Annotated in this window: 18 protein-coding genes; 15 read left to right on the plus strand and 3 right to left on the minus strand. The window is 51.4% G+C overall.

Going from position 1 to position 25,840, the window contains the following annotated elements:
* Positions 1-53: 53 nt before the first annotated feature.
* The 9 genes from garR (at position 54) to G445_RS0103290 (ending at position 11,856) form a co-directional block, all read left to right on the plus strand.
* On the plus strand, positions 54-956 hold the full coding sequence (garR, locus tag G445_RS0103250) for a 2-hydroxy-3-oxopropionate reductase (protein WP_022866133.1): 903 nt from the start codon (positions 54-56) through the stop codon (positions 954-956).
* 288 nt (positions 957-1,244) lie between these two features.
* Positions 1,245-2,579 (plus strand): enolase C-terminal domain-like protein, encoded by a 1,335-nt coding sequence (locus G445_RS0103255; protein ID WP_022866134.1) that lies wholly within the window; start codon positions 1,245-1,247, stop codon positions 2,577-2,579.
* A gap of 255 nt (positions 2,580-2,834) precedes the next feature.
* Positions 2,835-4,181, plus strand: a complete 1,347-nt coding sequence (locus tag G445_RS0103260) for an enolase C-terminal domain-like protein (RefSeq protein ID WP_022866135.1) — start codon at positions 2,835-2,837, stop codon at positions 4,179-4,181.
* Positions 4,182-4,436: 255 nt separating this feature from the next.
* Positions 4,437-5,573, plus strand: coding sequence for a glycerate kinase (locus G445_RS0103265; protein ID WP_022866136.1), 1,137 nt, complete (start codon positions 4,437-4,439; stop codon positions 5,571-5,573).
* Between the two features lie 171 nt (positions 5,574-5,744).
* Positions 5,745-6,875 carry a glycerate kinase gene (locus G445_RS0103270; RefSeq protein WP_026420908.1) on the plus strand — a complete coding sequence of 377 codons (1,131 nt, stop codon included), beginning with the start codon at positions 5,745-5,747 and terminating at the stop codon, positions 6,873-6,875.
* Between the two features lie 640 nt (positions 6,876-7,515).
* A complete protein-coding gene (nrdH, locus tag G445_RS09480) occupies positions 7,516-7,767 on the plus strand; it encodes a glutaredoxin-like protein NrdH (protein ID WP_022866138.1) in 252 nt (83 codons plus the stop codon).
* The gene (gene nrdI / locus G445_RS0103280) at positions 7,768-8,175 is read left to right on the plus strand and encodes a class Ib ribonucleoside-diphosphate reductase assembly flavoprotein NrdI (RefSeq protein ID WP_022866139.1); all 408 of its coding nucleotides are present in this window, start codon (positions 7,768-7,770) and stop codon (positions 8,173-8,175) included.
* Positions 8,160-10,316: a class 1b ribonucleoside-diphosphate reductase subunit alpha gene (gene nrdE / locus G445_RS0103285; protein ID WP_022866140.1), complete on the plus strand. Its 2,157-nt coding sequence runs from the start codon at positions 8,160-8,162 to the stop codon at positions 10,314-10,316. Before nrdI ends, nrdE begins: the two co-directional genes overlap by 16 nt.
* A gap of 445 nt (positions 10,317-10,761) precedes the next feature.
* Positions 10,762-11,856 (plus strand): Fic family protein, encoded by a 1,095-nt coding sequence (locus tag G445_RS0103290; protein WP_026420909.1) that lies wholly within the window; start codon positions 10,762-10,764, stop codon positions 11,854-11,856.
* A gap of 248 nt (positions 11,857-12,104) precedes the next feature.
* Here G445_RS0103290 and G445_RS10760 read toward each other — a convergent pair whose 3' ends face one another.
* Entirely contained in the window at positions 12,105-15,515 is a 3,411-nt protein-coding gene (locus tag G445_RS10760; protein WP_022866142.1) for a DEAD/DEAH box helicase, read from the minus strand.
* 261 nt (positions 15,516-15,776) lie between these two features.
* Between G445_RS10760 and nrdF the strand changes: the two genes are divergently transcribed.
* Positions 15,777-16,754, plus strand: a complete 978-nt coding sequence (gene nrdF, locus G445_RS0103300) for a class 1b ribonucleoside-diphosphate reductase subunit beta (protein WP_022866143.1) — start codon at positions 15,777-15,779, stop codon at positions 16,752-16,754.
* 139 nt (positions 16,755-16,893) lie between these two features.
* Here the strand turns inward: nrdF and G445_RS09490 are convergent, their stop codons facing one another.
* Positions 16,894-18,519, minus strand: coding sequence for an ABC transporter substrate-binding protein (locus tag G445_RS09490; protein ID WP_022866144.1), 1,626 nt, complete (start codon positions 18,517-18,519; stop codon positions 16,894-16,896).
* A gap of 273 nt (positions 18,520-18,792) precedes the next feature.
* On the opposite strand from G445_RS09490, the gene G445_RS0103310 reads away from it, so the two are divergent.
* From G445_RS0103310 to G445_RS10765, 5 genes are all read left to right on the plus strand, one after another.
* Positions 18,793-19,983 carry an ABC transporter ATP-binding protein gene (locus G445_RS0103310; RefSeq protein WP_022866145.1) on the plus strand — a complete coding sequence of 397 codons (1,191 nt, stop codon included), beginning with the start codon at positions 18,793-18,795 and terminating at the stop codon, positions 19,981-19,983.
* A gap of 176 nt (positions 19,984-20,159) precedes the next feature.
* On the plus strand, positions 20,160-20,789 hold the full coding sequence (locus G445_RS0103320; protein ID WP_051126995.1) for a low molecular weight protein-tyrosine-phosphatase: 630 nt from the start codon (positions 20,160-20,162) through the stop codon (positions 20,787-20,789).
* An 89-nt stretch (positions 20,790-20,878) separates the two neighbouring features.
* Positions 20,879-21,880: a hypothetical protein gene (locus G445_RS0103325; RefSeq protein WP_022866148.1), complete on the plus strand. Its 1,002-nt coding sequence runs from the start codon at positions 20,879-20,881 to the stop codon at positions 21,878-21,880.
* Between the two features lie 88 nt (positions 21,881-21,968).
* Positions 21,969-22,676 (plus strand): hypothetical protein, encoded by a 708-nt coding sequence (locus tag G445_RS0103330; RefSeq protein ID WP_022866149.1) that lies wholly within the window; start codon positions 21,969-21,971, stop codon positions 22,674-22,676.
* Positions 22,677-22,882: 206 nt separating this feature from the next.
* On the plus strand, positions 22,883-24,295 hold the full coding sequence (locus G445_RS10765) for a sialidase family protein (RefSeq protein ID WP_156825537.1): 1,413 nt from the start codon (positions 22,883-22,885) through the stop codon (positions 24,293-24,295).
* Between the two features lie 72 nt (positions 24,296-24,367).
* On the opposite strand, the gene G445_RS0103340 is transcribed toward G445_RS10765, so the two are convergent.
* Positions 24,368-25,735 carry an N-acetylglucosamine-6-phosphate deacetylase gene (locus tag G445_RS0103340; protein ID WP_022866151.1) on the minus strand — a complete coding sequence of 456 codons (1,368 nt, stop codon included), beginning with the start codon at positions 25,733-25,735 and terminating at the stop codon, positions 24,368-24,370.
* Positions 25,736-25,840: the final 105 nt, after the last annotated feature.

Below are 25,840 nucleotides of genomic sequence, written 5' to 3' on the forward strand. Positions count from 1 at the left end.
GACAAAAATACAAACAGATTTCCTCCTAACCGCTACATGAAAGGAAAATGAAAATGAAAATTGGATTCATCGGTCTTGGGATCATGGGTAAACCCATGGCGAAAAACCTCCTGAAAGCAGGTCACGAGCTCTTCGTGAATGACCATAATGCAAGCTCTGTTGCCGAAGTCGTCGAGGCTGGCGCAACCGCTGTTGCCAACGGTAAAGAAGCTGCAGAAAAAGCCGAACTTGTTATTACGATGCTTCCCAACTCGCCACACGTAAAAGCTGTTGCTTTGGGTGAAGGCGGAATTATTGAGGGCGCACACGAAGGGTTAATTTACGTTGATATGTCCTCAATCGCACCTCTCGCTTCACGCGAAGTTGAAGCTGCATTAAAGGAAAAAGGTATCCTCATGCTGGACGCTCCTGTATCCGGTGGCGAACCTAAAGCTATTGATGGAACCATGTCCGTAATGATTGGTGGCGACGAAAACGTCTTTAATCAGGTCAAAGACGTAATTAACGCAATGGCCGGAGACGTCACATACGTCGGCCCAATTGGGGCAGGAAATATTGCAAAACTTGCGAACCAAGCAATTGTTGCCATTAATATCGCAGCCTGCGCAGAAGCCTTTACTCTCGCGCAGAAAGCCGGAGTTGATCCTGAAGCCGTATACCGTGCAATTCGTGGAGGTTTAGCGGGTTCAACAGTGATGGATGCCAAGGTCCCCATGATGTTGGCGCGTAATTTCAAGCCAGGATTCCGCATTAACCTTCACATTAAGGATCTCAACAACGTGATGGATACAGGACACGGCGTGGATTCCCCACTTCCGCTTACCTCGGCAGTTCGTGAAATGATGTCCGTGCTGAAAGGTGACGGCCAGGATGTGGAAGATCATTCCGCACTCCTTCACTTCTACGAAAAGCTTGCCAACATTGAACTTCACGCTGGCTTGCCGGGAGAAAAGTAGAAACCACATAATAAGCAGATTCATCTGTTATGCCGTAGTGGTGGCGGTAATAGCGTAGACAGAATGAAGGAAATACCTACATTCTCTGCGTAAGACACATAAATATAAGCAAAAAGCCTATAGGCGCTTTGCTACCGAGTGGGGTCGCATATAAAAACCACTCTTTATGCGACCCCATCGGTTAACACCTCGACTTACACATATCACCTTTACATTTGAAAATTCCTTGCTACAAGCACCGTATCGAGTGAATTTTCAGCACCAAATGAACATGAAAGAAAGACGAAGATGTCAGTACCAACAGTAGCAAAAATTGATGTTTATCCTGTTGCTGGCCATGATTGCATGGAACTTAATCTTTCCGGAGCGCATGGGCCATATTTCACCCGCAATATCGTTGTTATGGAAGATTCTTCCGGCAATGTTGGCATCGGTGAAGTTCCCGGTGGTGAAAAAATCACCGCGACGATTAACGACGCAAAAGATATTGTTCTCGGGCGATCTTTAGCTGAATACAATAATTTCCTCCGTGAAGTAGGCGAACGTTTCAAAGACCGTGATTCAGGCGGGCGTGGAAACCAAACTTTTGACTTGCGGACAACAGTTCATGCTGTTACCGCATTAGAAGCGGCCACACTTGATTTATATGGTCAATTTCTTGGAGTTCCCGTCGCCGCACTTCTAGGGGATGGGCAACAACGCACTGAGGTTCGCGCACTCGGTTACCTCTTCTATGTTGGCGACCCCGACAAAACGGATTTGCCTTACGCGCGTGAAAAAGATTCCGATGTTGAATGGTATCGAATCCGTCACGAGGAAGCGCTCACGCCGGAAGCAATCGTTAAATTTGCTGAAGCCACCCAAGATCTTTACGGCTTCCAAGATTTCAAACTCAAGGGCGGTGTTCTTTCCGGCGATGAAGAAATGAAAGCTATCGTCGCCCTGAAAGAACGTTTCCCTGAAGCCCGCATTACCCTTGACCCTAATGGGGCGTGGTCTCTTGAGGAAGCAATTCGCCTGTGCAAGGACAAAGTGGGTATTTTAACCTATGCGGAAGATCCCTGTGGTGCGGAAAATGGTTTTTCTGGGCGTGAAGTGCTCAATGAATTCCGCAAAGCAACAGGGTTGCCAACAGCTACGAATATGGTGAACACCGATTGGAGGCAGATGACGCACTCTCTCACCCTCCAATCTGTTGATATTCCGCTTGCGGATCCACATTTCTGGACAATGCGCGGTTCGGTTCGTGTTGCTCAACTTTGCCACGATATGGGAATGACGTGGGGTTGCCACTCCAATAACCATTTCGACATTTCCTTGGCGATGATTGCCCACTGTGGGGCGGCCGCACCGGGTGAATACAATGCTTTGGATACGCATTGGATTTGGCAGGAAGGCTTAGAGCGCCTCACAAAGGAGCCGATGAAGATTGTCGACGGGAAACTCACGATCCCACAGCGTCCAGGCTTGGGTGTTGAGCCCGATATGGAGCGTATTTTGGCTGCCCATGAACTCTACAAGGAAAAAGTTGAGGGTTCGGGTGCTCGAAACGATGCTATCGGCATGCAGTACCTTATTCCCGGGTGGACATTCGACCCCAAGAAGCCTGCATTGGTGCGGTAATTCAAAGAAAACAAATACATATATCGATGCTTAGGGCGTATACCCGTATCGATGCGTATGTCTATCTCGATTTTATTGTGAGGATAAACCAAACCTCGTAATATGTGCGAGCCCCTTTGAGGAGAGCGGGGTAAGCACAAGGGAAAAAGTGATCGGCGGAGTAGTGGCCGCAGATTACTAACCGGTGGGTTCATAATAGTTCGGGTTTATGAGCCCACCGGTTACTCTCATCAATGACGATAAGAAAGAGAAACAATGGTATCTATTCCGACAATTGTGCGTGGCAAAGTTTATCCTGTTGCAGGTTACGACTCCATGCTTCTTAATCTCGCAGGGGCGCATGGCCCTTACTACACGCGTGACGTAATTATTCTTGAAGATTCCACGGGCGCTATTGGCATTGGTGAAGTTCCAGCTTCCCCGGCAATTGAAAAAGCTATCGAAGATGGAATCCAACAAATCATAGGTCAACCAATCAGTAAATACCGGACGCTTGTACGCAAGCTCGGACAATATTTGGCGGATAGGGATCGAAAAGATATTTTCTGGACGTATGAGCTCACTACCATCCATGCCCTTGCCACTATTGAAACAGCACTTCTTGACCTGTACGGAAAATTCCTGGATCTTCCGGTGAGCGAACTCCTTGGAGAAGGACAGCAAAGAACTTCTGTTCCCGTGTTGGGGTATTTGTTCTTCGTCGGAGATTCCGAAAAAATAGATGCTCCGTATCTGAGGGAGGACAATAGCGACGACGAATGGTACCGTTTGCGTCGCCAACCTGCTTTCACACCAGATAGCATTATTCAACACGCTCATGCCCTACAGAAAAAGTATGGGTTTAAAGATTTTAAACTCAAGGGTGGTGTTCTTCCAGGCGAGCGTGAAGTTGATACTGTTCTCGCGCTGAAAAAAGAATTCCCGGATGCCCGTATAACTATTGACCCCAATGGGGCGTGGAGTCTTGAAGAGTCTGTGCGTTTACTGGGTGACCTGCAGGGCATATTAACGTATGCGGAAGATCCATGCGGGGCGGAAGGGCGTTTTTCTGGGCGTGAAACCCTGGCTGAATTCCGCAGGCTCACAGGAATTTCGACGGCAACGAACATGGTGTCTACAACCTGGCGTGAAATGGCGTCTACTATTTTCTTGCAGGCTGTATCTATTCCGCTTGCGGATCCACATTTCTGGACCATGAGTGGCGCAGTTCGTGTTGCACAGCTGTGCCATGATTTGGGGTTGACGTGGGGTTGCCACTCCAATAATCACTTCGATATTTCCTTGGCGATGGCGGTTCATTGTGGCGCGGCAGCGCCCGGCCCAATCAACGCCTTGGATACTCATTGGATTTGGCAAGAAGGCAAAGATCAGCTCACAAAGGAACCTTTCCAGATTCGTGATGGCCATGTGGTGATTCCCAATAAGCCCGGTTTGGGTGTGGATATTGATATGGATCGACTCATGGAAGCTCACGAACTGTATCTGGCGAATGATTTGGGTGCCCGTGATGATTCCGTGGGTATGCAAAGCATTATTCCCGGATGGAAGTTTGATCCGCATTCGCCGTCTCTTGTACGTCCCGGTTACACATGTGAATACTAAATTCATATGTGTAAATGTGGTTTGTGCGAGTAAATACGGCTTATATGCGTAAATGGGCTTGTGCGTGTAAATACAACATATGCGTGTAAATGCATCATATGTGTAAATACGGTTTATACATGTAAATGTGGCTGATACGTGCACAACTGCCGACATGTGTGAATACGATGAACACGATTCATGCACCGGAATATCAAACACGTTCGGATACCCCTTGCGTGTGAAAATGTGACGTGTATGAACAGAATACAGAGGATGAAAACCGTGAAAATTGTGTGTTGTCCCGATAGTTTTAAAGAATCTATGACGGCGGCCGAGGCTTCCTCCGCACTCGCGGAAGGAGTACGAGCTGTTGCGCCTAACGTTGATGTGGTGGAAGTCCCCATGGCGGACGGAGGTGAAGGTTTCGCCCAATCGCTCAGCGACGCTCTTCATGCCCGAGTTATGTCCGTAACCGTTGCGGGTACGCAGGGACAAAAGGTTCAAGCGGATCTTGCGGTGGCGGGAGAACGCGCAATTATTGATGCCGCGAGCGCCGTGGGTATTGGGCAATTCCCGCCCCAGCAGCGCAATATTCGCGCCTCGGACACTTTCGGGTTAGGCGAGCTGATTCTCAGCGCTCTCGATGAGGGAGCCCGCGAAATTCTTGTGGGCCTTGGAGGTAGTGGTACAAATGACGGCGGTGCCGGTATGCTCCGCGCTTTGGGAGCACGTTTTTACGACGACGGTGGCAAGCCAATCGGAACCACTCCTGCACAGCTGGCTTCAATTGCATCTATAGATATGGGCGGATTGGATGCACGTCTTAAAGATGTTAGTTTCCGTGTTGCCTGCGATGTGGATAATCCTCTTCTGGGGCCACGAGGAGCGAGCGCGATTTACGGACCTCAAAAAGGCGCAAGTGAAGAAGACGTCGCTTTTCTTGACGGCGTGTTGGCACGGTTCGCAGAAGTGTCAGGATTGAGTAATCAACAGGACATTCCGGGTGCGGGGGCTGCCGGAGGCCTAGGTTTCGCTTTCCTTGCTTTCTTGGGAGCAAGCCTTGAATCAGGTGTTGATCTCGTGATGGAAACCGTGGAGCTTCGTGAAAAGATTCGAGGCGCAAGTTTTATTTTCACCGGTGAAGGGGCTATGGACCGCCAGACACTCATGGGGAAAACCCTTTCGGGTATTTCCCGTATTGCTCGCGAGGAAGGCAATATTCCGATTATCGCTTTCGCGGGCAAACTCGGAGAAGGAGTTGAAGAACTCTACAGGCATGGTTTTATCAGCCTGGTTCCCATTGTTGATAAACCCTGCACATTAAACGACGCATTACGAGATGGTTACGCCAATCTGATGAATGCATCAGAGCGCGTAATGCGGTTAATTACGGCAGTTCGCTCGCTGTAGTTTCTTCACATTCAACATATTTTCTGTGGCTGGAAGGGGGCTACCTTTCCAGCCACAGTTCGTAGAGCGTCGTTTTAGGGCTTCCCCATGTTGTCCGGGGCACGTATTAGGTAAAATTGTGGAAAGCGAGTGTCCACAACCGAAAGGTGCGTAGAAGTTAACGTGAACGCTATGAAAATAGTCTGTTGCCCCGATAGTTTTAAAGAATCCATGACGGCGGCGCAGGCTGCGTCCGCGCTCGCGGAAGGAATCCGAATGGTGGTTCCCGATGCGGATATTGTTGAAGTTCCTATGGCGGACGGCGGTGAGGGTTTCGCCCAGTCCCTGCGAGATGCCTTGAACGCCCGCGTTTTCCCTGTCCCGGTAGAAGGAATTCAGGGGTACACCGTTGAGGCAGAGCTCGCAATGTCTGGAAAAACCGCCATTATTGAGGCCGCCAGCGCCGTTGGTTTAGGGCAGGTGGCTCCTGAATATCGCGATATTCGCGCCGCGGACACCTTCGGCTTGGGTGAGCTGATTCTCCGCGCCCTTGATGAGGGCGCCACGGATATTTTGATTGGTTTGGGTGGTAGCGGAACCAATGATGGCGGTGCCGGTATGCTCCGCGCCCTGGGAATGCGTTTTTACGACGACGAAGGCGACCCCATCGGCACAACCCCCACAGAGCTCGAACGTCTTACCTTTATCGACACGGACGGGCTTGATGAACGTCTACACAATGTGACACTTCGTGTTGCCTGCGATGTGGATAACCCGTTACTTGGCTGGCGTGGGGCGAGCGCGGTGTATGGGCCTCAAAAGGGCGCTACGGATGAAGATATTCTGTTCCTTGACAGCGTGTTGCGTAATTTTGTTGAGGTTTCCGGCAAGGACGATGTGCATGAATTGCCGGGAGCTGGCGCTGCAGGAGGGCTTGGTTTCGCCTTCCTCGCATTCCTCGGTGCACGCCTGGAATCCGGCGTAGACCTCGTAATGGAAACCATTGGGCTTCGCGAAACTATCCGTGGCGCAACGATTATTTTCACCGGTGAAGGCTCGATGGATCGTCAAACCCTCATGGGTAAAACCCTGTCCGGAATTGCGCGCATAGCCCGCGAGGAAGGAAATATCCCCATTATCGCCTTCGCAGGGCATCTTGGTGAAGGCGTGGAGGAGCTTTATGACAGCGGTTTTGTGGGGTTGGTTCCCATCGTTGATAAGCCGTGTACCATGAGGGACGCATTGCAAGAAGGTTACGTTAATCTTGTTCACGCCTCCAAGCGCGTTATGAAACTCCTTCAAATTGGAGCAACCCTTTCCTAAACGCGCATCCTGCGTAATCTGGATCTTGTTGGTCCCACAAACCTGGATCTTGTCGTGTCCTGCGCTACCCGAATATTGTGCTGTAGCATAAAGCGCATGGCTTCGTAACGGGTGAGCCTTACGCCCGTTACTCTCATGCCACTAGCCGCCTACGCCCGTCGTTCTCGACCGCGCACATAAGTGTTGCGTAAATCGAGCGCTCTTCCCTCATCCCGTATGTTGTGCGACGGATGCGTTGCCATTCCCATATCTTGTGCGTGGACCTTTTCTTGCTCCTTGATAGGTACGACGGAACCGCCGCTCACCCTTCTTGAGAAGAAACAGCACGCAACACGCCAAGGAGTGGCGCGCATCACATTTTTGGTGGCGCGTGTATTGTATAGAAAAATTTTCGCCCATGTGTAGGCATTTTGTTCACCATAGCAACATTGCCAATCTTACTTAGGCGCCTAATTTAATAACACTAGGTGTTGTGTTTGTTGTACGGCTCAACCACTACAGGTAGTATGTAATCCTGCACAGAGGTTTTACCGAAGGGTGTCCAGCTCACCGTAACAGACACCCCGGTAGCGCCAAAGGCATCCGCCTAGCAGATGCCGTCCAACACTTTCGTCGTCGTACAAAAAAACAAGGAGAAACAATGGGTATCACCATTTACACCAAGCCGAACTGCGTGCAATGTAACGCAACAAAGCGTTCCTTCGACAAGGCTGGCGTGGAATACGACCTCATTGACGTGAGCAAAGATGCCGTTGCTTACAATCGAATTGTGGAACTCGGCTACCGCCAAGTACCCGTCGTGATGACGCAGGCAGGCACACACTGGTCCGGCTACCGCCCAGAAGCAATTCGCGAAGCCGTCGCGGTGGCTGCCTCAATCCGGGTAGCTTAAATGGCACGAATCGTTTATTTTTCGTCGCCCACAAACAACACACACCGTTTCGTACAAAAAGTTATTAACGGAACTGAGGAAACAGCGCTACGTATCCCCATCCACGGGGAAGCGCCCGAGGCGGACGAGCCCTACGTTCTGATTCTCCCCACATACGGTGGCGGTGCCGTGCGCGGATCAGTGCCACGCCCCGTCATTAGATTCCTCAATAACGAACATAATAGGGGCCTCATTAGGGGCGTCGTTGTTGGGGGAAATACCAACTTTGGAGAAGCCTACGGGCTAGCGGGGGACGTTGTTGCGAAAAAATGCAACGTACCACTCATGTATAGATTTGAATTACTCGGCACCGCAACCGATGTGGAAGCCGTGCGTCAAGGCCTGGAGGAATTTTGGCAAACACACTAACCGACACTGGAACAGAAGAACTTCGCGACCCCGCAAAGGACTACCACGCGCTCAACGCGAAACTTAACCTCTACGGCGAGAACGGGCAAATTCAATTCGACGCCGACCGCGAAGCAGCCCACCAATACTTCTTACAGCACGTCAACAACAACACCGTGTTCTTCCACGACCTGGAAGAAAAAATGGACTACCTCACGCGCGAAGGATACTACGAACAGCGCGTACTTGATCAATACGATTTCGAGTTCATTAAAAGCCTGTTCAAACGCGCCTACTCCTACAAATTCCGTTTCCCAACATTTATGGGAGCGTTCAAGTATTACACGTCCTACACCCTAAAAACATGGGACGGGACGCGCTACCTTGAACGTTTTGAAGATCGCGTGTGCATGGTGGCGCTGTTCTTGGCTGCCGGGGATGAGAGACTCGCTGAGCGACTCGTGGATGAGATTATTCAGGGTCGGTTCCAGCCCGCAACCCCAACATTCTTGAACGCGGGGAAAGCTGCACGCGGGGAACTCGTATCCTGCTTCCTTCTGCGCATCGAAGACAATATGGAATCCATTGCGCGCGGAATTAACTCTTCACTCCAGCTGTCCAAACGCGGAGGCGGGGTGGCGCTTAACCTCACGAACCTGCGCGAAATGGGTGCGCCCATTAAGAAAATCAAAAACCAGAGCTCGGGCGTGAACCCCGTGATGAAACTCTTGGAAGATTCCTTCTCCTACGCCAACCAGTTGGGGGCGCGCCAAGGGGCGGGTGCCGTGTATCTTCACGCACACCACCCGGATATTATGCGGTTCCTCGATACCAAACGCGAGAATGCGGACGAAAAAATCCGTATTAAAACGCTGTCCCTGGGTGTCGTCGTCCCTGATATTACCTTCGATTTGGCGAAGAAAAATGAACCCATGTATCTTTTCTCTCCATACGACGTGGAACGCGTGTACGGGGTGCCGCTTTCCGACATTAGCGTGAGTGAAAAGTATTACGAGATGGTCGACGATAAACGGATTCGCAAGAGCAAAATTAATGCGCGCCAGTTCTTCCAGACGCTGGCGGAAATCCAGTTCGAATCCGGATACCCCTATATCGTGTTCGAAGATACAGTGAATCGTGCCAACCCGATTAAGGGCAGAATTACGATGTCCAACCTGTGTTCAGAGATTCTGCAGGTTTCGGAGGCGAGCACATACAACCCGAATCTTTCCTACAGCCATGTGGGGAAGGATATTTCCTGCAATCTTGGTTCGTTGAACATTGCGAAGGCGATGGATTCGGAAGATTTGGGCGAAACCGTGGAAGTTGCGGTGCGCGGGCTGACGGCGGTGTCCGATCAAACCAATATTGACTCCGTGCCCTCCATTAAACGCGGTAACGATATGTCGCACGCTGTTGGCTTGGGGCAGATGAATCTCCACGGGTATTTGGGGCGCGAACGCATCTATTACGGTTCTGAAGAGGCGCTCGATTTCACCAATATGTACTTCTATACCGTGGCATACCACTGCATTCGCACATCCATGTTGATTGCGAAGGAGCGCGGGGAAACCTTTGAAGGCTTTGAGGATTCCACCTACGCCAGTGGCGCGTATTTCGATAAATACACGGACAAGGTGTGGGCGCCGGAAACCGAGCGGGTGCGTGAGCTTTTCGCTAAGGCTGGGCACCATATTCCCACGCGCGGAGATTGGGTGGAGCTGAAGGCGAACGTGCAAAAGTACGGAATGTACAACCAGAATCTTCAGGCGGTTCCGCCGACGGGTTCGATTTCGTACATCAATAATTCGACATCCTCAATTCACCCGATTGTTTCCAAGATTGAAATCCGTAAGGAAGGCAAGATTGGGCGCGTGTACTATCCGGCACCGCACATGACGAACGACAATTTGGAGTATTTCCAGGACGCCTACGAAATCGGCCCAGAAAAAATCATCGACACCTATGCTGTGGCAACTCAGCACGTCGATCAAGGGCTGTCCCTCACGCTGTTCTACCCGGACACCGTGACAACTCGCGACGTCAACCGCAATTACATTTATGCGTGGCGCAAGGGAATTAAGACCTTGTACTACATGCGTATTCGCCAGCAGGCGCTTACGGGAACCGAAGTGCAGGGTTGCGTTTCCTGCATGTTGTAGGCGCTGCGCGAGCGGTGTGCTGATTTTCCGGGGCGCTCTGCGCGCGGAAGATCGATATTACCGTGTTCGCGGAGAGGCTGGGCATGTTGTAGATGAGTCATCGACGAAACGTGTCTAATTAAAGGCTCTCTTTAAAGACGCTCTTTTCTACTACTGAGTGGAGAAGAGCGCCTTTTGTGTGTTTTCTCAGAAAATCTCAGAATTTATCTCAGAATTTTTATTGCGGAAAACCGCGAAAACATGTGGAAAGCGCGGGTTGCGTGTTGCACTGTAACGGGAATTATTGTGCAGTGGTACATGCGAAGAGCAGGCAACATGTAATATCTTCTGCTGGGCGGGGTCAAGAATATGTCGAAATTTTGGGATTTTTTCGACGTATTGAGGTAACGTGTCGAAATTATTGCAAAATTTCGACACGTTTCGTTGTTATGGTTACACTGTAAACATGTGGATGCATCCAGACCGTCCCTATCAGGACTTACCGCCTTTGCCTCCGGCTCACATGGTTGAAACAAGAGCTGTGCTGAAAGCAACCGTGAGCGCGAGCCGAGCTCTAGCGCGCCTTGATGGCGCATGTAAACGTCTTCCAGATCCAACAATGCTTATTAACATTGTTCCCCTCATGGAAGCCCAGGCCTCCAATGAGATTGAAAATATTGTGACAACCAATGACGAACTATTTCGTGCAGCCCATGGCGCAATAGCTCATGAAACCCCGCAGGTAAAAGAAGCTCTTCGGTATCGTGAAGCTTTACGCGCAGGTTTCGCGAGTCTGTCCCGTCGTCCTATCACAACCTCAACCGCACTAGAGATCTGCTCGCACATTCACGGACGCCCCGCGAGAATACGCGACACCACCGGCACGTATATCGGGGATCCAGTACGCGGAACTAGGCTATATACGCCACCGGAAGGTAAAGCGGTTATTGAGAAGCACCTTTCCGCATGGGAAAAATTTATTCACGCTCAGCACGGTCTTGACCCGCTGATCGTTTTGGCCTTGGCGCACTACCAATTCGAAGCCATCCATCCTTTTTACGATGGAAATGGGCGAACTGGAAGAGTTCTCAACATTCTCATGCTTATTGAGGCGGAGCTTTTGGAGCTACCTATTCTTTATCTCTCCGGATATATTCTCCGCCACAAGGACGACTATTATGCGAAGCTGAATGCCGTTACCCGTGACGATGCCTGGGAACCTTGGATTCTTTTCATGCTTGCGGGGATAGAATCTACTGCCACGTGGACGTTGAATCTCGTCGAAAAAGCTGATGACGTAAAGACCGAGATGGAAACGAACCTTCGGGCCGCTTTTCCGAAATATCCGATTGTGGAGCTAACTCGCGTCATGTTTACACAACCTTATTTACGCATAGAGGATGTTGTTAATGCGAACCTTGCGCAACGTCAAACAGCATCCCGGTGGTTATCGGATATTGCAGAGCGGGGTTTTCTTACGAAACAACGTGTTGGGCGGAATGTTATTTTTGTTAACGATCGTCTTCTCACTATGCTTTTCGGGATGCCACTTGTAGATTAGGGCGGTAGTTGCGTGGGGTTTCTCAGATTCAGTGGCCTGCGCAATCCAGTATTCGATATTAATTTGTGTTCCCGACGATAAAAGCGAGGGCAGGATGTTTCTCCCGCGTGTCAGAACCAAAATGATGCCGAGAAACACTAATAGATGTGCCTAGATGCTAACGCCAGCATGTAATCCTCTATAGATGGTTATTTCCCATGAAATTTTATGGAACATATCAGGTGGCCTATGGTACTAACCCAGAATCATTAATATAGGGGTGGCAAGTTGAGAAGTTCACGGACATCTTCCGCACTTATCGGACCACTCGCCCCGGCATCAATGAGTTCTGCAAGGTTGCGTTTATGTTCCTGCAGGGCAACAACCTTCTCCTCAATTGTCCCTTTGGATGCTAAACGATACACATTCACAGGCTTATCCTGTCCAATCCGGTGCGCCCTATCAATTGCCTGTTCCTCAACCGCAGGATTCCACCACGCATCCATAATGAACACGTAATCGGCTTCCGTCAGCGTTAAGCCAGTTCCGCCCGCTTTCAAAGAAATAAGGAACACGGGGGAGTACCCGTCCTCCGCCTTAAAATCAGCAATCGCATCATCACGGTTCCGAGTTGCCCCGTCCAAATACGAAAAACTGATGTGTTCTTCACGCAACCGCTTCGCGATACGCTTCAAATACGTCGGGAATTGTGAAAACACAAGAACACGGTGACCTTCCGGTAGCAGGACACGCAAATGTTCAATAAGGAACTCCGTTTTAGCGGATTTCACCCGCGTTTTCTCCTCGTACAGTCCCGGATCAATAGCCGTGCGGCGCAAGCGGGTAAGCGAAGCCAAAATAGACACCCGATTTTCGGAAATATTATCCACCAGCCCCAACACTTCCTGGCGCTCGCGTTCAAGGCGACGCCGATACATCTGGGCATGATCCGGGGTCATATCAACCGAAATATCCGTCACAATACGCGGGGGTAAATCGGTGGCAACCTCAGCTTTGCGGCGTCGCATCACAAAGGGGCGAATGAGACGCTGCAATATTTCCGCGGTATTTTCGTCCCCATATTCTTCAATAGGTTTGCGGAAGTTTTGCGCAAAAGAGGCTCGCGAGGGGAGCAGCCCCGGTGTGCACAAGGCGAGAAGGGCCGCCAAATCGTTGAGCGAATTTTCCACAGGCGTACCTGTGACGGCAAAAGTCCAGGGACGTTCAAGCATCTGCAACGCTTTATACCCCACGGTTGAGGGGTTTTTAATTGCCTGAGCTTCATCCGCAATAAGCCCACCCCACTCAAGACTCCGATATTCTTCACGATCCATGCGAGCAATAGCGTAGGAGGTGACGATAACATCTGCCTGGTGCGTTATAGATTCCAGGCTCTTCCCGCGTTTCTTTCGCCCAGCCGTGACGGTTTCGACCCGCAGATGTGGCGTGAACTGTTCGGCTTGTTGAGCCCACGTAGACACAACCGATGTTGGTGCGACGACGAGAACCGGCGGTTGCGTTGTTGCGTTTGTTGAGGTGTGGCCTTTACGCTGGCGGGTTTTGCGACGTGTGTTTGAAGGGGCGGAGTTTGCAGGTGCGGAGCGCACCTCCTCAATCATTGTGAGCAACTGGAGCGTTTTCCCCAGCCCCATATCGTCGGCGAGCAGTCCGCCCATCCCTGCGCGCGCCAGATGCGTGAGCCACGAAAAGCCCTCAACCTGATAGGGGCGCAACTGCGCGTTCACAGTGTTTGGTACAGGAACCGGATTGGCAAGATCCTGCATGTGCTGCAATTTTTCGCGCAACTCCCGCCCGGCCTCAATGTGGGCAAAGTCCAGCGCATGCATTCGCGCCGAGGGAATTCGAATCGAATCAGGCTTGACCTCACCCAATGCAGCCACGTCAAGTAAGAGACGCCGTAACGAATTAAAATCCTCGCCAAGGTGCAGGATAAGCCCGGAATAATCAACATAATCGCGCCCTGTGGCAAGCGCCTCATACACAATCGGCAACGGAATTTCTGTGCCTTCAACATCGATCACTACGTCGAGTTCCAGCCAATCTTTGCGCCTTGTGGCGCGCGTCGTGATGGAGGAAGGTTTTTCAACGACGACGATATCCGCGTCCGTATCGAAACTGTACGTGATGGGGGTGTTGTCGAAACTCGGGAGAAGCCGTTCCCGGACTGTGGTGTAGATGTCGAAAGTTATGGTGTGGATACCCGTAAAGTTCGGTTGTCCGTAAAGTGAAGCTTTTTCCCACAGTTTTGTTGCTAGGGCTAAAGGATCTGAATGCGAGTTTGCGCTGGGTTCGGGCTGGTTGGTGGGCTGAGTTGTTGATGTGGGTGTGGTTGTTTTTGTGGAAACAGTGGGCGCGCTCCCTTCTTCTAACTGCGAAGGGTCGAGGAAGGGGGTGACGACTGTTCGCGTTCCCGTGTGAGGCGATTCCAGTGTGCGGTGAATCTGCCATTCGAGGTCAAATTTTTCCCCCATAAGAGGAGTGGGTGGTGAAAAATACCTGGCACCGAGACCCGGAATGTCGTCGTCGTAAAAATCGGTAGTATTCAAACGCCGGGAAGATCTACCGGGTGTCGAAGAATCATTGCGGTGGCGCGAAATATGCAGATGTAGGTGAGGGGCGCTAAAAATTCCGGGGGCGTAGCTGCCATCAGGAGAATTGATGTCGATAGAATCGGGGAGAATTCCTAAAATCGAGCTTTCAAATTCCGCGAGCTCTGAGTGCGGAATCTCAACAGTGTTGACCCCAAGTTTCTCCAGAATTGAGGGCGGAACGCTAGACGATATTTCAGCTAACGTTGCCACGCCATTCATGTACCCAATCGCCAGGGGTGGCTTGGCACCGGGAATAACCTCCGCCGCGCGCCCTTCAGGAGTAAGCGGAACAAAACGAAGCAAGAAATTGTCGGATTCGCTTGTCGATGTGATGCGTGCCTGGACGTCCCACGGTTTGTCGGACAACACAAGAGGGGTTTGACTATCTCCCACAAAGAGCTGTATGCCTGCACGAACGCAACGTTGCAACTCGGAAAAAGCAAACGATTCGAGTTGCGATAGCGTTGTTTCCCCGCCCGCCCACGGATAATGGTCGGTTGCCACCGAGCGCAGTTGGCGTAGTGCGTTAAGGTGAAGTGGAAGGTATTGGTCGGTTGCGCTTTTCCAGGTGCTTGGCATGATGGAAGGCCACGAGAGTTTAGAGCGTGCCCATTTTCCATTATTTTTTGTGGTGACGGGCAGGAGTTTTCCTGTTAGTTCTCCGTATTGGCCTCGTGAAACGAGCAGGCCGAGGGGTTTCAGTTTTCCTTCGGGATTGCTATGTGTGGCGAAGTCTTGACGAAGATTCGTCAAGAGGGTGCGCCAAGAATTTTCCGTAACCGGTGCGCCAAGAAATATAAGTACCGCCGCCATGTGGTGACAGTTCAAGAACGTGTTGCATGTGCAATCTGCATTGAAGGGATGAAGATTGCGAATAACGGTTTTTATTGTTTCGTGGCTGTCAGCAAATTCAGCAGTGAGGTTGTTGCCACGAATATTTAAGGACATAGGCGTGTTGCCCCGTGCAAGAGATGCCCCTTTTTTAAGATCGTCAAAAGTGAAAAGGTAGCGCATTTCGTTGAGGCTTAATCGTGAAACGCTTTCGCTAAAGGTTCGAAGATCCTGCATTTTTCTCTTTTGCGACGACGGACTACCTTAATGAATTTTACCAGCATGTGCAATTTTTTAAACATTTTCGTCAAACGTGGGTAGGGCGGATAAACGGAAGCGCGCTACATCGTCGTAAAAAAGAGGAAAGGTAAGGTGGCGCAAGGGTTGCGCAATGTGAATATAAATAATGAAAACCCAATCTGGAATCTACTACATATAGCGTGTAAAGTGTTCACGTAACACTACATGTGGGAAACGTCGTATATAACGAGGAGAACAATGATTGCGCCGAAACTCAAGCTCGTCGATTCTGTTCAAGCAATTAACTGGAACCGCATCGAGGACGAAAAGGATGTGGAAGTGTGGGATCGACTCACAGCGAACTTCTGGCTTCCCGAAAAAGTCCCGCTCAGCAACGATATTCAGTCGTGGAACACACTCAAACCCCACGAACAGCTCGCAACAACCCGCGTCTTTACGGGGCTTACCCTGCTAGACACCATTCAGGGCACGGTTGGCGCAGTCTCCCTCATCCCGGACGCGATTACGCCGCACGAAGAAGCCGTGTATACAAACATTGCGTTTATGGAATCCGTTCACGCGAAATCGTATTCGTCAATCTTCTCCACGCTCATTTCCACGGAAGAAATTGACGCAACCTTCGAGTGGTCGGAAAACAATCCGCACCTGCAGAAAAAAGCCGAAATCGTCTTGAAATACTACCGTGGCGACGATCCGGAAAAGCGCAAAATCGCCTCAACCATGCTGGAATCCTTCCTGTTCTACTCCGGTTTCTACATGCCCATGTACTGGTCTGCGCACGCCAAGCTCACCAACACCGCGGATCTTATTCGCCTTATTATTCGCGACGAAGCCGTTCACGGCTACTACATTGGCTACAAATTCCAGCGCGCGTTGGAAAAAGCGTCGAAAGAACGCAAAGAAGAACTCGAAGATTACACATATTCGCTTCTCCAAGACCTCTACGAAAACGAGGAACTCTACACTGCAAGCCTCTACGATGAAATGGGGCTGACGGAGGACGTGAAGAAATTCCTCAAGTACAACGCCAACAAGGCGTTAATGAATCTCGGTTACGAGGCGCTGTTCAGCCCGGATCAGATTGACGTGAATCCCGCAATCCTCGCCGCGCTTTCACCAAACGCCGACGAAAACCACGATTTCTTCTCCGGTTCTGGTTCCTCTTACGTTATCGGTGAAGTTGAGGACACGACCGACGACGACTGGGATTTCTAGGGTACGTGATGTGATGTGTGAGGGTAAGGGGCTTGGCGCGTGAGGCGTTGAGCCCCTTACCGCATGTTTGCGATTTGTTAATAGCGCGACTATAGGACAAAATCGGAGGGCTATAGGCCAAAACCAGAGGATGTGGGATCTATTTTTCCTTTTCCCCGTCGGCTCCCGCGTTCACGAAAGTCAACCCGGACGAGGAAATTGGCGCAAAATTCGTGACTTTATCGTCGCGGAAAGCCGTGACCATATGCCGATGGAAGAGCGGATAAAGAGGTACTTCTTCAGAAATAATGTTGAGTGCCTTATTCCATTCTTCTTGCTGTTCCTCATTCTGTTTCGTCGACGCTAGGCGGAGAATCTTGTGGAGCTCGTCGAACTTGGGGCTCGCCTTCCACCCTGTTCGTTTTTGGGTCCACATATTATCCCCGTACCACCAATTCATCATAAGGTCTGGGTCCGTGCCGAAAACGGAAGGGTCGCCGGGAGCAAGCACCACGTCGTACGTGGGATTCTCAATATCAGTCTCGGAAGAATAGATTGCTTCGGAGGGCTTTGTATCTACGCTAACGGTGATTCCAACCGCTTCTAAATCGTGGGTAATATCCCGAACGAGGGCGCTAATCCACGGATGGTCGGAAGCCAGAAGTGTCACGGAAAGATGATGAACACCCGCCTGGGCTAATAGTTCGCGTGCCTTATCCGGGTCATAAGTGTAGATGTTTGAGGCACGGTGATGGTTTTTGTGTGTTTGAGGAAGAAGCGAAGTTGTGGGGCTCGCCGTGCTATCCATGTCCTTTTCGATAAGTTTTTTCGTGTTGATGGCGTAGAAAAATGCCTGGCGGACGCGGGCGTCGTTGAACGGGGTTTTGCGGGTGTTAAACATGAGGAATGGTGCGTTGAATCCCTGAACGGATTTTATCGTTGCGCCCGTGTTTTTCAACTGTGTTTCGATTTTCCCCGGCACGGATTCCATAACGTCGACGTGTTTCTTTTCAAAAGCGGTTGCGCGGGCGGTGGAGTCCTTAAGAAGTAGCCATTCCATGCGGTCCGCGGTGGCGGGATAGATGCCCGAATAATGTTCGTTGGGCCTGAACGTGATGCTAGTTGGGCTAATGGAATCATATGCCCACGGCCCGCTCCCAATAGGTTTCGTGTTCCGCTCCTCTTCGCTTTGGGAAGCTGGGGTGATTTTCACCAGCGCCAGGCGTTGTTTCATGAGTGTAAAGGGGCGGTTGAGGTGAATTGTGAGGGTTGTGTCGTCCTTCGCCTCGACCTTATCGATAAAGTTGAGGAGCGAATGGTAGACGTTATTCGGTTTTAGGGAACGTTCAAAAGATGCGACGATATCGTGCATGGTGACAGGTTTCCCTGTGGAAAACTTCGGATTTTTGCGAATTGTTACTTCGTACTCCGTATCGGAAACTTTTTTGAGACTATCGGCTTTCGCAAGCCCCCGATAAGGGTGGTGGGTGTGCATGTCCAATTCATAGAGTCCCTCAACGACGTGCCAATTCGCAGATACGGCAAGGGTTGACGTTGCGGTATCGGGGTTGAGGTTCGTATCGGTATATGCGACGGCCGCCCGGATTGTTCCACCTTTTGCGGGCTGTCCTGTTGCGAGAGGGGCCGGTTGAGCCGAGACGGTATTTTCTCCGGCGCGATGAAAAGCGCACGAGGTGAGAAGAAGGGTGATGGATAGCAGGAATCCGAGAAAAATAATCGTTGAGGAATTTCGGCGAAGGGGAGGGAAGTAGGAACGTATCGACATAGAACACCTCTCCTTAGCTGGGTAAACCCATCAACAGGGCATATTGCTTGTGTGTGATGGTTGTCTAATTTTCATTGCATTATAAGCGTAATGGCACAAATTAAGGCTTGGCAACGGTTGTCGGTGTGGTGGATAACTTGGTGCTCCCTTGTCCCTCATGAGAAAATGGGTCGTTGGCAAAGTTTGCCTTCAGCAAAGGTGCGAAGAGCGCCAGCGCTATTACCCACTTCACACGGATCGTCCGGCACGTACCTGCCGGTGGAGGAATACATTATGGCGTCGGTAGAATTCCGCAACGCAACGCGAATCTATCCGGGGGTAGAAACCCCTGCGGTTAACCGTCTCAATCTGGAGATTGAGGATGGCGAATTTCTTGTTCTTATCGGCCCTTCCGGGTGTGGAAAATCCACCTCCTTACGCATGTTGGCAGGACTGGAAGATGTCGATGAAGGACAAATCATTATTGACGGGCAAGATGTCACCAAAGTTCCGCCTCGTAACCGCGATATTGCGATGGTTTTTCAAAATTATGCGCTATATCCGCACATGACCGTCGCAGAAAACATGGGTTTCGCCTTAAAAATTGCGCAAACACCACAAGAAGAAATCGAACGGCGCGTACATGAAGCTGCAGAAATTCTCGACCTTACAGATTATTTAGACCGTAAACCAAAAGCCTTATCCGGTGGGCAACGTCAACGAGTTGCGATGGGGCGCGCAATCGTTCGAAAACCGCAAGTTTTCCTCATGGATGAACCCCTCTCTAATCTCGACGCTAAACTGCGTGTCCAAACCCGCGCCCAAATATCCACGCTTCAACGTCGCCTGAAAACGACGACGGTGTACGTCACCCACGATCAAACGGAAGCGCTCACCATGGGTGACAGAATCGCGGTGCTGAGCGACGGTATTCTCTACCAGGTTGGCACCCCGGACGAATTATATAATCGCCCCGCAAATGTTTTCGTGGCAGGATTTATTGGTTCGCCAGCCATGAACCTGGGAGAGTTTCGTGTGAGTGGGAAAGATGCTCGGCTCGGGAATCTTCGCATACCTCTGCCTGCAGATATTCTTCGCGAACTCGAAAAAAACGGAGAAGATAGCGTCGTTATTGGAATTCGTCCCGAAGCATTCGAGCAGGTTTGTGAAACAGAATGTCCCGGAGGCCTTCCGCTTCGCGTTGACATGGTAGAGAACCTTGGTTCGGATAGTTACATTTATGCGACGGCGGAAACGGATGGCGAGGTCGAGAGTGATTCGGCAACGAAAACCGCAAGCGGGCTTCCCAGTTTTGGATCGGGGGACAATACCCACGATTCGTCGCGATATGTTGTTTTGAGGGTTCCCCCAACAAAGGTTGTGTGTACAGGTTCGTCGATATGGGCGGTGCCCTACCCCCACGCCCTGCATTTCTTCCACGCAACAAACGGCTTGCGTATCGGGCGAGAGGAAGAAGTTGGGTGATAGCGAAAAGAGCCACGCAAGTAGCAAAGTGGCCTCTACATAACGCAATAATCTGTAAACGCTTCAAAACGGCGAACGGCTTGCGTATCGGGCATGTGGAAAAGAAAAAAGTATAACGCAGTACTAAAAACCCAAAAATTTGCCACATTTAATAATGCGCGCTTAGACTTGGCTCTATGACTCATTGTGACCTAAGTACATCGCGCTTAAAAAGCACCCTGATTAAGTCGCCCTATATTCTTGTTATCTGCACAGGAAATATTTGTCGGTCACCGATGGGGGAAATTGTCCTCCAACATAAAATGGATAAAGCGGGGCTTGCCTACACCGTCGTGAGTGCCGCCATATCTAATGAAGAGCAGGGCAACAGCATTTATCCGCCCGCTCGCAAAGTGCTTGCCGCTCACGGGTACGCAACAGTTGCACGCAATAAAGCGCATCGAGTCACAAGCGAAGAACTCCACAAAGCAGGCATTATTCTTGCGATGACAACAGGGCACGCGCGCGCCCTTCGTCGTATATGCGAAGCAAGCGGAGTGGATTTGTCCAAAATACATCTTTGGCGCGAATTCGACGGGTCGGGGCTTGGATTTGCGCCCCACGGAATTTTCGGTCCCGGAAGTATCCTCGAAAAAGACCACGAAAACCGCCGATCAGGGCGACGCGCAACCTCGGACTTCTACTATTCGGCAGGCGAATGGGACGTTCCCGATCCCTGGGGCGGATCCTCGGCAGATTTTGAGGAAACTCTCCGGGTTGTTGAAGAAGGGTCCGACGGAATTATCGACGCCCTCACACGCATATAACGGTGGAACGCAAGGAAACATCTCAACATCGGGGGCAACACGTGCCTCGAACGCAGCGACAGCAAAAAAACTGGACGTGGAGAAAAATAGTGTTGCGCATTATCGCGCTCGTTGTGGCGGTAGCCTTGGGAATCGGCGCATATTTTGTGGGAAAACGCTATTTTGTGACAACGTATAACGCAACACCGCAAGAACTTGCGACGACGTACTTGAAAGCCGTCGAAAAAGGAGATGGGGCGCGCCTACAAGCTCTCAGTAGCGACGGAAATGCAATCGGCGTAATAGGTGGCGTGAAAAACACGAACCTTTTAGCCACCGAAGTGTATTCCGCAACCCCGCAACGGCCCCAAAAAACCTCCGTGGACGCGGTGAGTGTGAACGGGCAGCAGGCGATGATTGAGGTGAGTTACACCCAGGCGGGGAAGTGGCACAAAGCCACGCTGAAAGCGACGCAAAAAACCAACGAGGATGGAAACCGTTGGTATATCACGGAAGGGCTCATTGGAACGCTGATTATTTCCGCGCGCACAGGAACGATAATGAGCGTGAACGGCGTGAACGTGAGCGTTACGGACAACGAGAATTTCACTGTATTTCCAGGAACTTATGAGGTGAGCCCGCCACCGGCCGGAGAATATTTGAGTTACGCCGGGAAAGGTGCCGTGAAGGTGGAAGCCGACGGGGAAGAAACCGTGTCGTATAGTGAAAATGCTACTGACGAGGCGAAGAAAAAAGCGGTGGCGCTCGCGAAGGGACGGCTGGCGCAATGTGTGAAGGTCCATGCTGGCGACAAGAGTGGCGGGGCTAGCAAGAAAAATGTTGAAAATTGTCCTTTGGGGTTACGCGATGAGTATTCATACTGGCATTCGTCTCTGAAGAAGCGGGAAATTATTGAGCAACCCGAATACGCCGTGAATTTTAACGGTTCGCGAGGAACGGTGACGCTGAAAGGCGGACGTGTGAAAAACACGTATGACTCGTCCCTGCTCACTATTTTTGGCAAAGGCGAAACGAGCCGTGAGGAGGCACTACTGCAAGAACCTTGGAAAATACAGGTTAAGGTGACGGAATCTGGGGTAACGCTACAGTAAAACGCTACAATAAGGTGATGCTTCGCTACGGCTTTGCGTGGCAAGGTTGCTCTAGAGTGGCGTGAGGCATCGCGCCGGGAAGGAACATATGGCTAAGGCAAAAACGCGGGTTGTTACGGAAATTTGGGATAAGGGGCGTGTACCGGCCGACCGTCCGATTGACCGCGCCCGTCGTTTAGGTGTAGCAACGCTGTGGGGGCTTGCCATTGGCGGAGGCGTTGGGCCAATTATTTTGCCGTGGAGTTTTTGGGGTGCGAAAGGTATTGCCTTGCTCGTGTTCGCGGCGATTGTTGGGATTGGCGCAATGTCCCCGTGGCTCCGTAAAGAGGAACGTAATCAGGCGCCCGGCGTGGAGGTGGTCGCCAGAGTTTTGGGGACAGATGAGGATTCGGTGTCGCGTACATTGAAGCGGGGCAGAAAATCAGTGGTGATGTTGCCCGTCGTTGCTCGCCCTGTTGACGGTGGTGAAGATTTCCGCACGGTTATTGCGGTGCACGGCGCAGAACAAGCTGGTTTTCAGGAAGAACACCCCGGCGCTCTCCTTCCCCTGTGGCAAGTGGAAAAAGGTTATGCGGAAATCGAAAACGTCAGCGAAGTTTCTCAGGCACAAAAAGAGCTCATGGACTTCCTATATAAACGCCCCAAAGCGATGAAAAATTCGGCGCAGGTACTGCCTTTTAAACCGCGCGTCCTGGAGCTTGTGACCCCGAAACAGCGCAAAGAATGGATTGCGACAATTATCGGGGTTGCGGTGGGTGTTGTTGGCGTGTGCGCGCTCATCGGATTTATTTTTTAGTGCGCCTCCAAGGGCGCGCCACGCAAACGCAGCGGAGGAGCGCGTAAGCTACATACTCAACTTAAATAAGTTAAGTGAACGCCAGGTCGAGGCGTGTAAACCACATGCGCAACTTAAACGCCACCTCAACGGCATGTCGTCGTATGAATTTTAGTATATGTTTCGAAAAGCTACTTCACGCAAACATGGGCAACTATAATGGGTATATGTCCTTTGCCTCAATAAAGTTAGCTGTTGCGTCGTCCCCAAAATGTATTCTTTCGCGCACGGAATCACTGGATTTTCGTATCCCGGCGCTCATGTTCCGAAATGGGGAACTTACCCTGTTAATCGACGAGCGCCCGCATCCTACCGAGGGTTTTGATTGGGAAAGTTTGGGTGGCGCGATGGCGGCGGATCTGCCCAACCCGAACCGTATTCTTATGATGACGTCTCCCGATTACGGCGAAACTTGGGGCGCTGCGCGGCCTGTTCCGGGAACCCCGCGCGTGTGCGGAGACGCCTGTATCGCATGGGATGATAACGGGGTGACGCTCGCCTACGCGGCTTCGGAAAAAATAGGGTATTTCGGTTCGCGATTTGAGGGAGAACGGCTCGAAGCATGGATTGCTTACGGGCCCGATCTCTATCATTTGAAACATCGTCGCGCAGATAGTCTCTATGAGGAGCTTCGATGCGACGGCCTTTTTGCCACGTCGGGTTCGACCCCGATGTGGCGTGGCCGAGCGCTTTTGCCCTATGTTGTGAAAACCGGAAACGATATTGAGATACGTGTTGTTCACGTAGAAAAAGGCGTTATCGTCGACGTATCTGAATCTATTGTCGCGAAAAATAATGATGGTACGACGAACGCCACAGATGTGTTCCCGGGAGAAAACGTAGCGGTTGCGAATGATGATGAGGAAAAAGCAGGCGCGGAGGGGAATAATGCCTGGTTCATATCTGGAGGAATTAAAAAAACCTTGGATGGGCCAGTCATGCTAGATGAGACAACCTTAGAGGTTGTTGATGACGTTATTTACGCGAATTTCCGTTTGCAAGGCAGAGGCGGGCGCTTAATGGCGTACTCGACGGACGGCGTACATTTTTCTGTGCCGAAACCCTGGCCGGGTGGCGTAAATAGTGCGCCGGATTCGGAACGCGCGCAAGTGGCAGATTTGAAACGTACGCTAGTGCCGGATTCGGATCGCACGCAGATGCCAGACCCGGGATGCAATGCGAAACTATTTGCGCTCGCGAACAAGGGCGCGAAGGTGAATGACGAGCTGGTAGATGGCGACGTGGCGGGCGCGTGTTGTACAGAGGGCGCGGGTGGCTCTGAAGCATCTTATTCGCATAAGGACAGTGCCGATGTTTCCGACGATATAACTCACGATGAACGGGTGGCGAGAGGGATGGAAACCTTGTGCCTGGTTCACCCGCATGATGCCAACGAGAGAAAAAATGGGGCAATCGTTGACATAAGTGGAAGGGTGATTCTTGACATTGGTCCGGGTGAATTCGGATACGCAGATATTGTTGAGATGGGTAACGTTGCCGAGGAATCTACCGCCTTTGCGCTTGTCTTTGAATGCGAAAACAGCCTGTATTTCACAACATTTCAGTCCAGGGGACAATAAAAAGCTGTCTCATCCCTCGGTTAGTGTGGGATGAGACAGCTTTAGCGAGAATTACCTTGAGAGTAAAACTTTTTACGTGAGGTCTTTCCCTTCGCGCACAACGTGTTTCGTCGTGAAATCTTCGTCGAAAACAATGAAATTAGGTGCCACGCCCGGCTCGAACTCAAGCGTTACACCGGGTAGGCCTTCCAGCGACCCGGCGTGAACCGGGCCGGAGACGCATGCGCGCACAAGCGTCGCGATATGCAGGTTCCCGCGCCTGGCAAAAAGGCGGAAGTGATCAGCCAAGACGGTAGCGCCACCGGAAATCGTCGTCGTACCTTCCAAATAACATACGCCGTTACGAACCTCCACGGCTAAACCACCCAAGGTGTACTTACCCGGAGGCATGCCGGCCGCGGCCAAAGAATCCGTGACGAAGAATGCGTGCGGAATCCCGCCCATTGCGTCATTCTTGTCCAAATAATCAATAACATCTTCCACCAAATCTGGATGGATATGGTGCCCGTCGGCAATAACCTCGCAGGCAATCTCCTCACGTCTACCGGCCTGAATGAATTCGCGAATCGGGCCGGGGGCGCGGTGCTGAATCGATGGCATAGCGTTGAAAAGATGAGTGACGGTTTGCGGAACATCGCCCTTGGGGAAACGTGGCGTGCGAGCGTGTGCCTCAACAACATAATCGAGTTCGGCGCGTGCCTCTTCGCCGGTTGCGTTAGAGTGCCCCCAGGACGGCTTCGCGCCATATTCGAGGAGAAGATCGGCTGCCTCGCGCGCTCCTTGCGCTTCAGGGGCGACGGTCATGGTTTTCATCCAGCCCTTGCAGGCATCCAGCCACGAACGCAACTCGTCCACGTCGACCGGGCGGATAACTGCCGGGTTCTGGGCGCCACATTTCTGTTGAGAAATATACGGACCTTCAAAATGCAGTCCCGCCAACTCGCCACGCTCACAGAAGGGGCGAAGCGCCTCAATCTGGGGGAGCGGATCGGCGAGGGAGACAAGAGAAGCGAGCATGGCGGTTGTGCCGCCACGCTGATGGGTGGAGATAGCTGTTTCAATCTCCTCGGGTTTGAAATTATCCGGGAAGGCGAAACCTCCGCCACCGTGACAGTGAATATCAACAAAACCGGGAGTAATGAGGGCGCCGTCAACAAATGGAGGTGCATATTCGGGTGCGTTTGGGACGGTTTCGGGCGGGTTTCCCGTGGCTGGCGCCTGCTTGGGGGCGAGTGTTTGTTCGACAGGTTTTTGTTCGACGACGGCCGCCCGCTCATCGGTAGCTGCGGAACTTTCACGCGCTCCCGAGGGATGCGAACGTCGAACATTTTCTGCTTCGCGAGCCGTGAGCACGCGAACAAGCTTTCCGTCCCCATCTAATTCCAGGCCACCACCAACAAGTGCGCCATATCCGTTATAAACTTTTCCGAGGTAAAACATGTCAACTCCTATGAACTCACTCAACGCAACCCGCACGGTTCGCAACAACCACGTTCGCAACAACCACGTTCGCAACAACCACGTTCGCAACAACCACGTTCGCAA

Origin of the sequence: Actinotignum urinale DSM 15805, from assembly GCF_000420445.1 — a bacterium.
GTDB lineage: Bacteria > Actinomycetota > Actinomycetes > Actinomycetales > Actinomycetaceae > Actinotignum > Actinotignum urinale.

What these genes read in the sequence shown, in the direction of transcription:
- G445_RS0103260 (WP_022866135.1), top strand. Translation starts at nt 2,835, where the DNA reads ATGGTATCTATTCCGACAATTGTGCGTGGCAAAGTTTATCCTGTTGCA.
- G445_RS0103265 (WP_022866136.1), top strand. Translation starts at nt 4,437, where the DNA reads ATGAAAACCGTGAAAATTGTGTGTTGTCCCGATAGTTTTAAAGAATCT.
- G445_RS10760 (WP_022866142.1), bottom strand. Translation starts at nt 15,515, where the DNA reads ATGCAGGATCTTCGAACCTTTAGCGAAAGCGTTTCACGATTAAGCCTC.
- G445_RS0103270 (WP_026420908.1), top strand. Translation starts at nt 5,745, where the DNA reads ATGAAAATAGTCTGTTGCCCCGATAGTTTTAAAGAATCCATGACGGCG.
- garR (WP_022866133.1), top strand. Translation starts at nt 54, where the DNA reads ATGAAAATTGGATTCATCGGTCTTGGGATCATGGGTAAACCCATGGCG.
- G445_RS0103255 (WP_022866134.1), top strand. Translation starts at nt 1,245, where the DNA reads ATGTCAGTACCAACAGTAGCAAAAATTGATGTTTATCCTGTTGCTGGC.
- G445_RS0103290 (WP_026420909.1), top strand. Translation starts at nt 10,762, where the DNA reads ATGTGGATGCATCCAGACCGTCCCTATCAGGACTTACCGCCTTTGCCT.
- nrdF (WP_022866143.1), top strand. Translation starts at nt 15,777, where the DNA reads ATGATTGCGCCGAAACTCAAGCTCGTCGATTCTGTTCAAGCAATTAAC.
- G445_RS0103340 (WP_022866151.1), bottom strand. Translation starts at nt 25,735, where the DNA reads ATGTTTTACCTCGGAAAAGTTTATAACGGATATGGCGCACTTGTTGGT.
- nrdI (WP_022866139.1), top strand. Translation starts at nt 7,768, where the DNA reads ATGGCACGAATCGTTTATTTTTCGTCGCCCACAAACAACACACACCGT.
- G445_RS10765 (WP_156825537.1), top strand. Translation starts at nt 22,883, where the DNA reads ATGTCCTTTGCCTCAATAAAGTTAGCTGTTGCGTCGTCCCCAAAATGT.
- nrdH (WP_022866138.1), top strand. Translation starts at nt 7,516, where the DNA reads ATGGGTATCACCATTTACACCAAGCCGAACTGCGTGCAATGTAACGCA.
- G445_RS0103320 (WP_051126995.1), top strand. Translation starts at nt 20,160, where the DNA reads ATGACTCATTGTGACCTAAGTACATCGCGCTTAAAAAGCACCCTGATT.
- G445_RS09490 (WP_022866144.1), bottom strand. Translation starts at nt 18,519, where the DNA reads ATGTCGATACGTTCCTACTTCCCTCCCCTTCGCCGAAATTCCTCAACG.
- G445_RS0103330 (WP_022866149.1), top strand. Translation starts at nt 21,969, where the DNA reads ATGGCTAAGGCAAAAACGCGGGTTGTTACGGAAATTTGGGATAAGGGG.
- G445_RS0103310 (WP_022866145.1), top strand. Translation starts at nt 18,793, where the DNA reads ATGGCGTCGGTAGAATTCCGCAACGCAACGCGAATCTATCCGGGGGTA.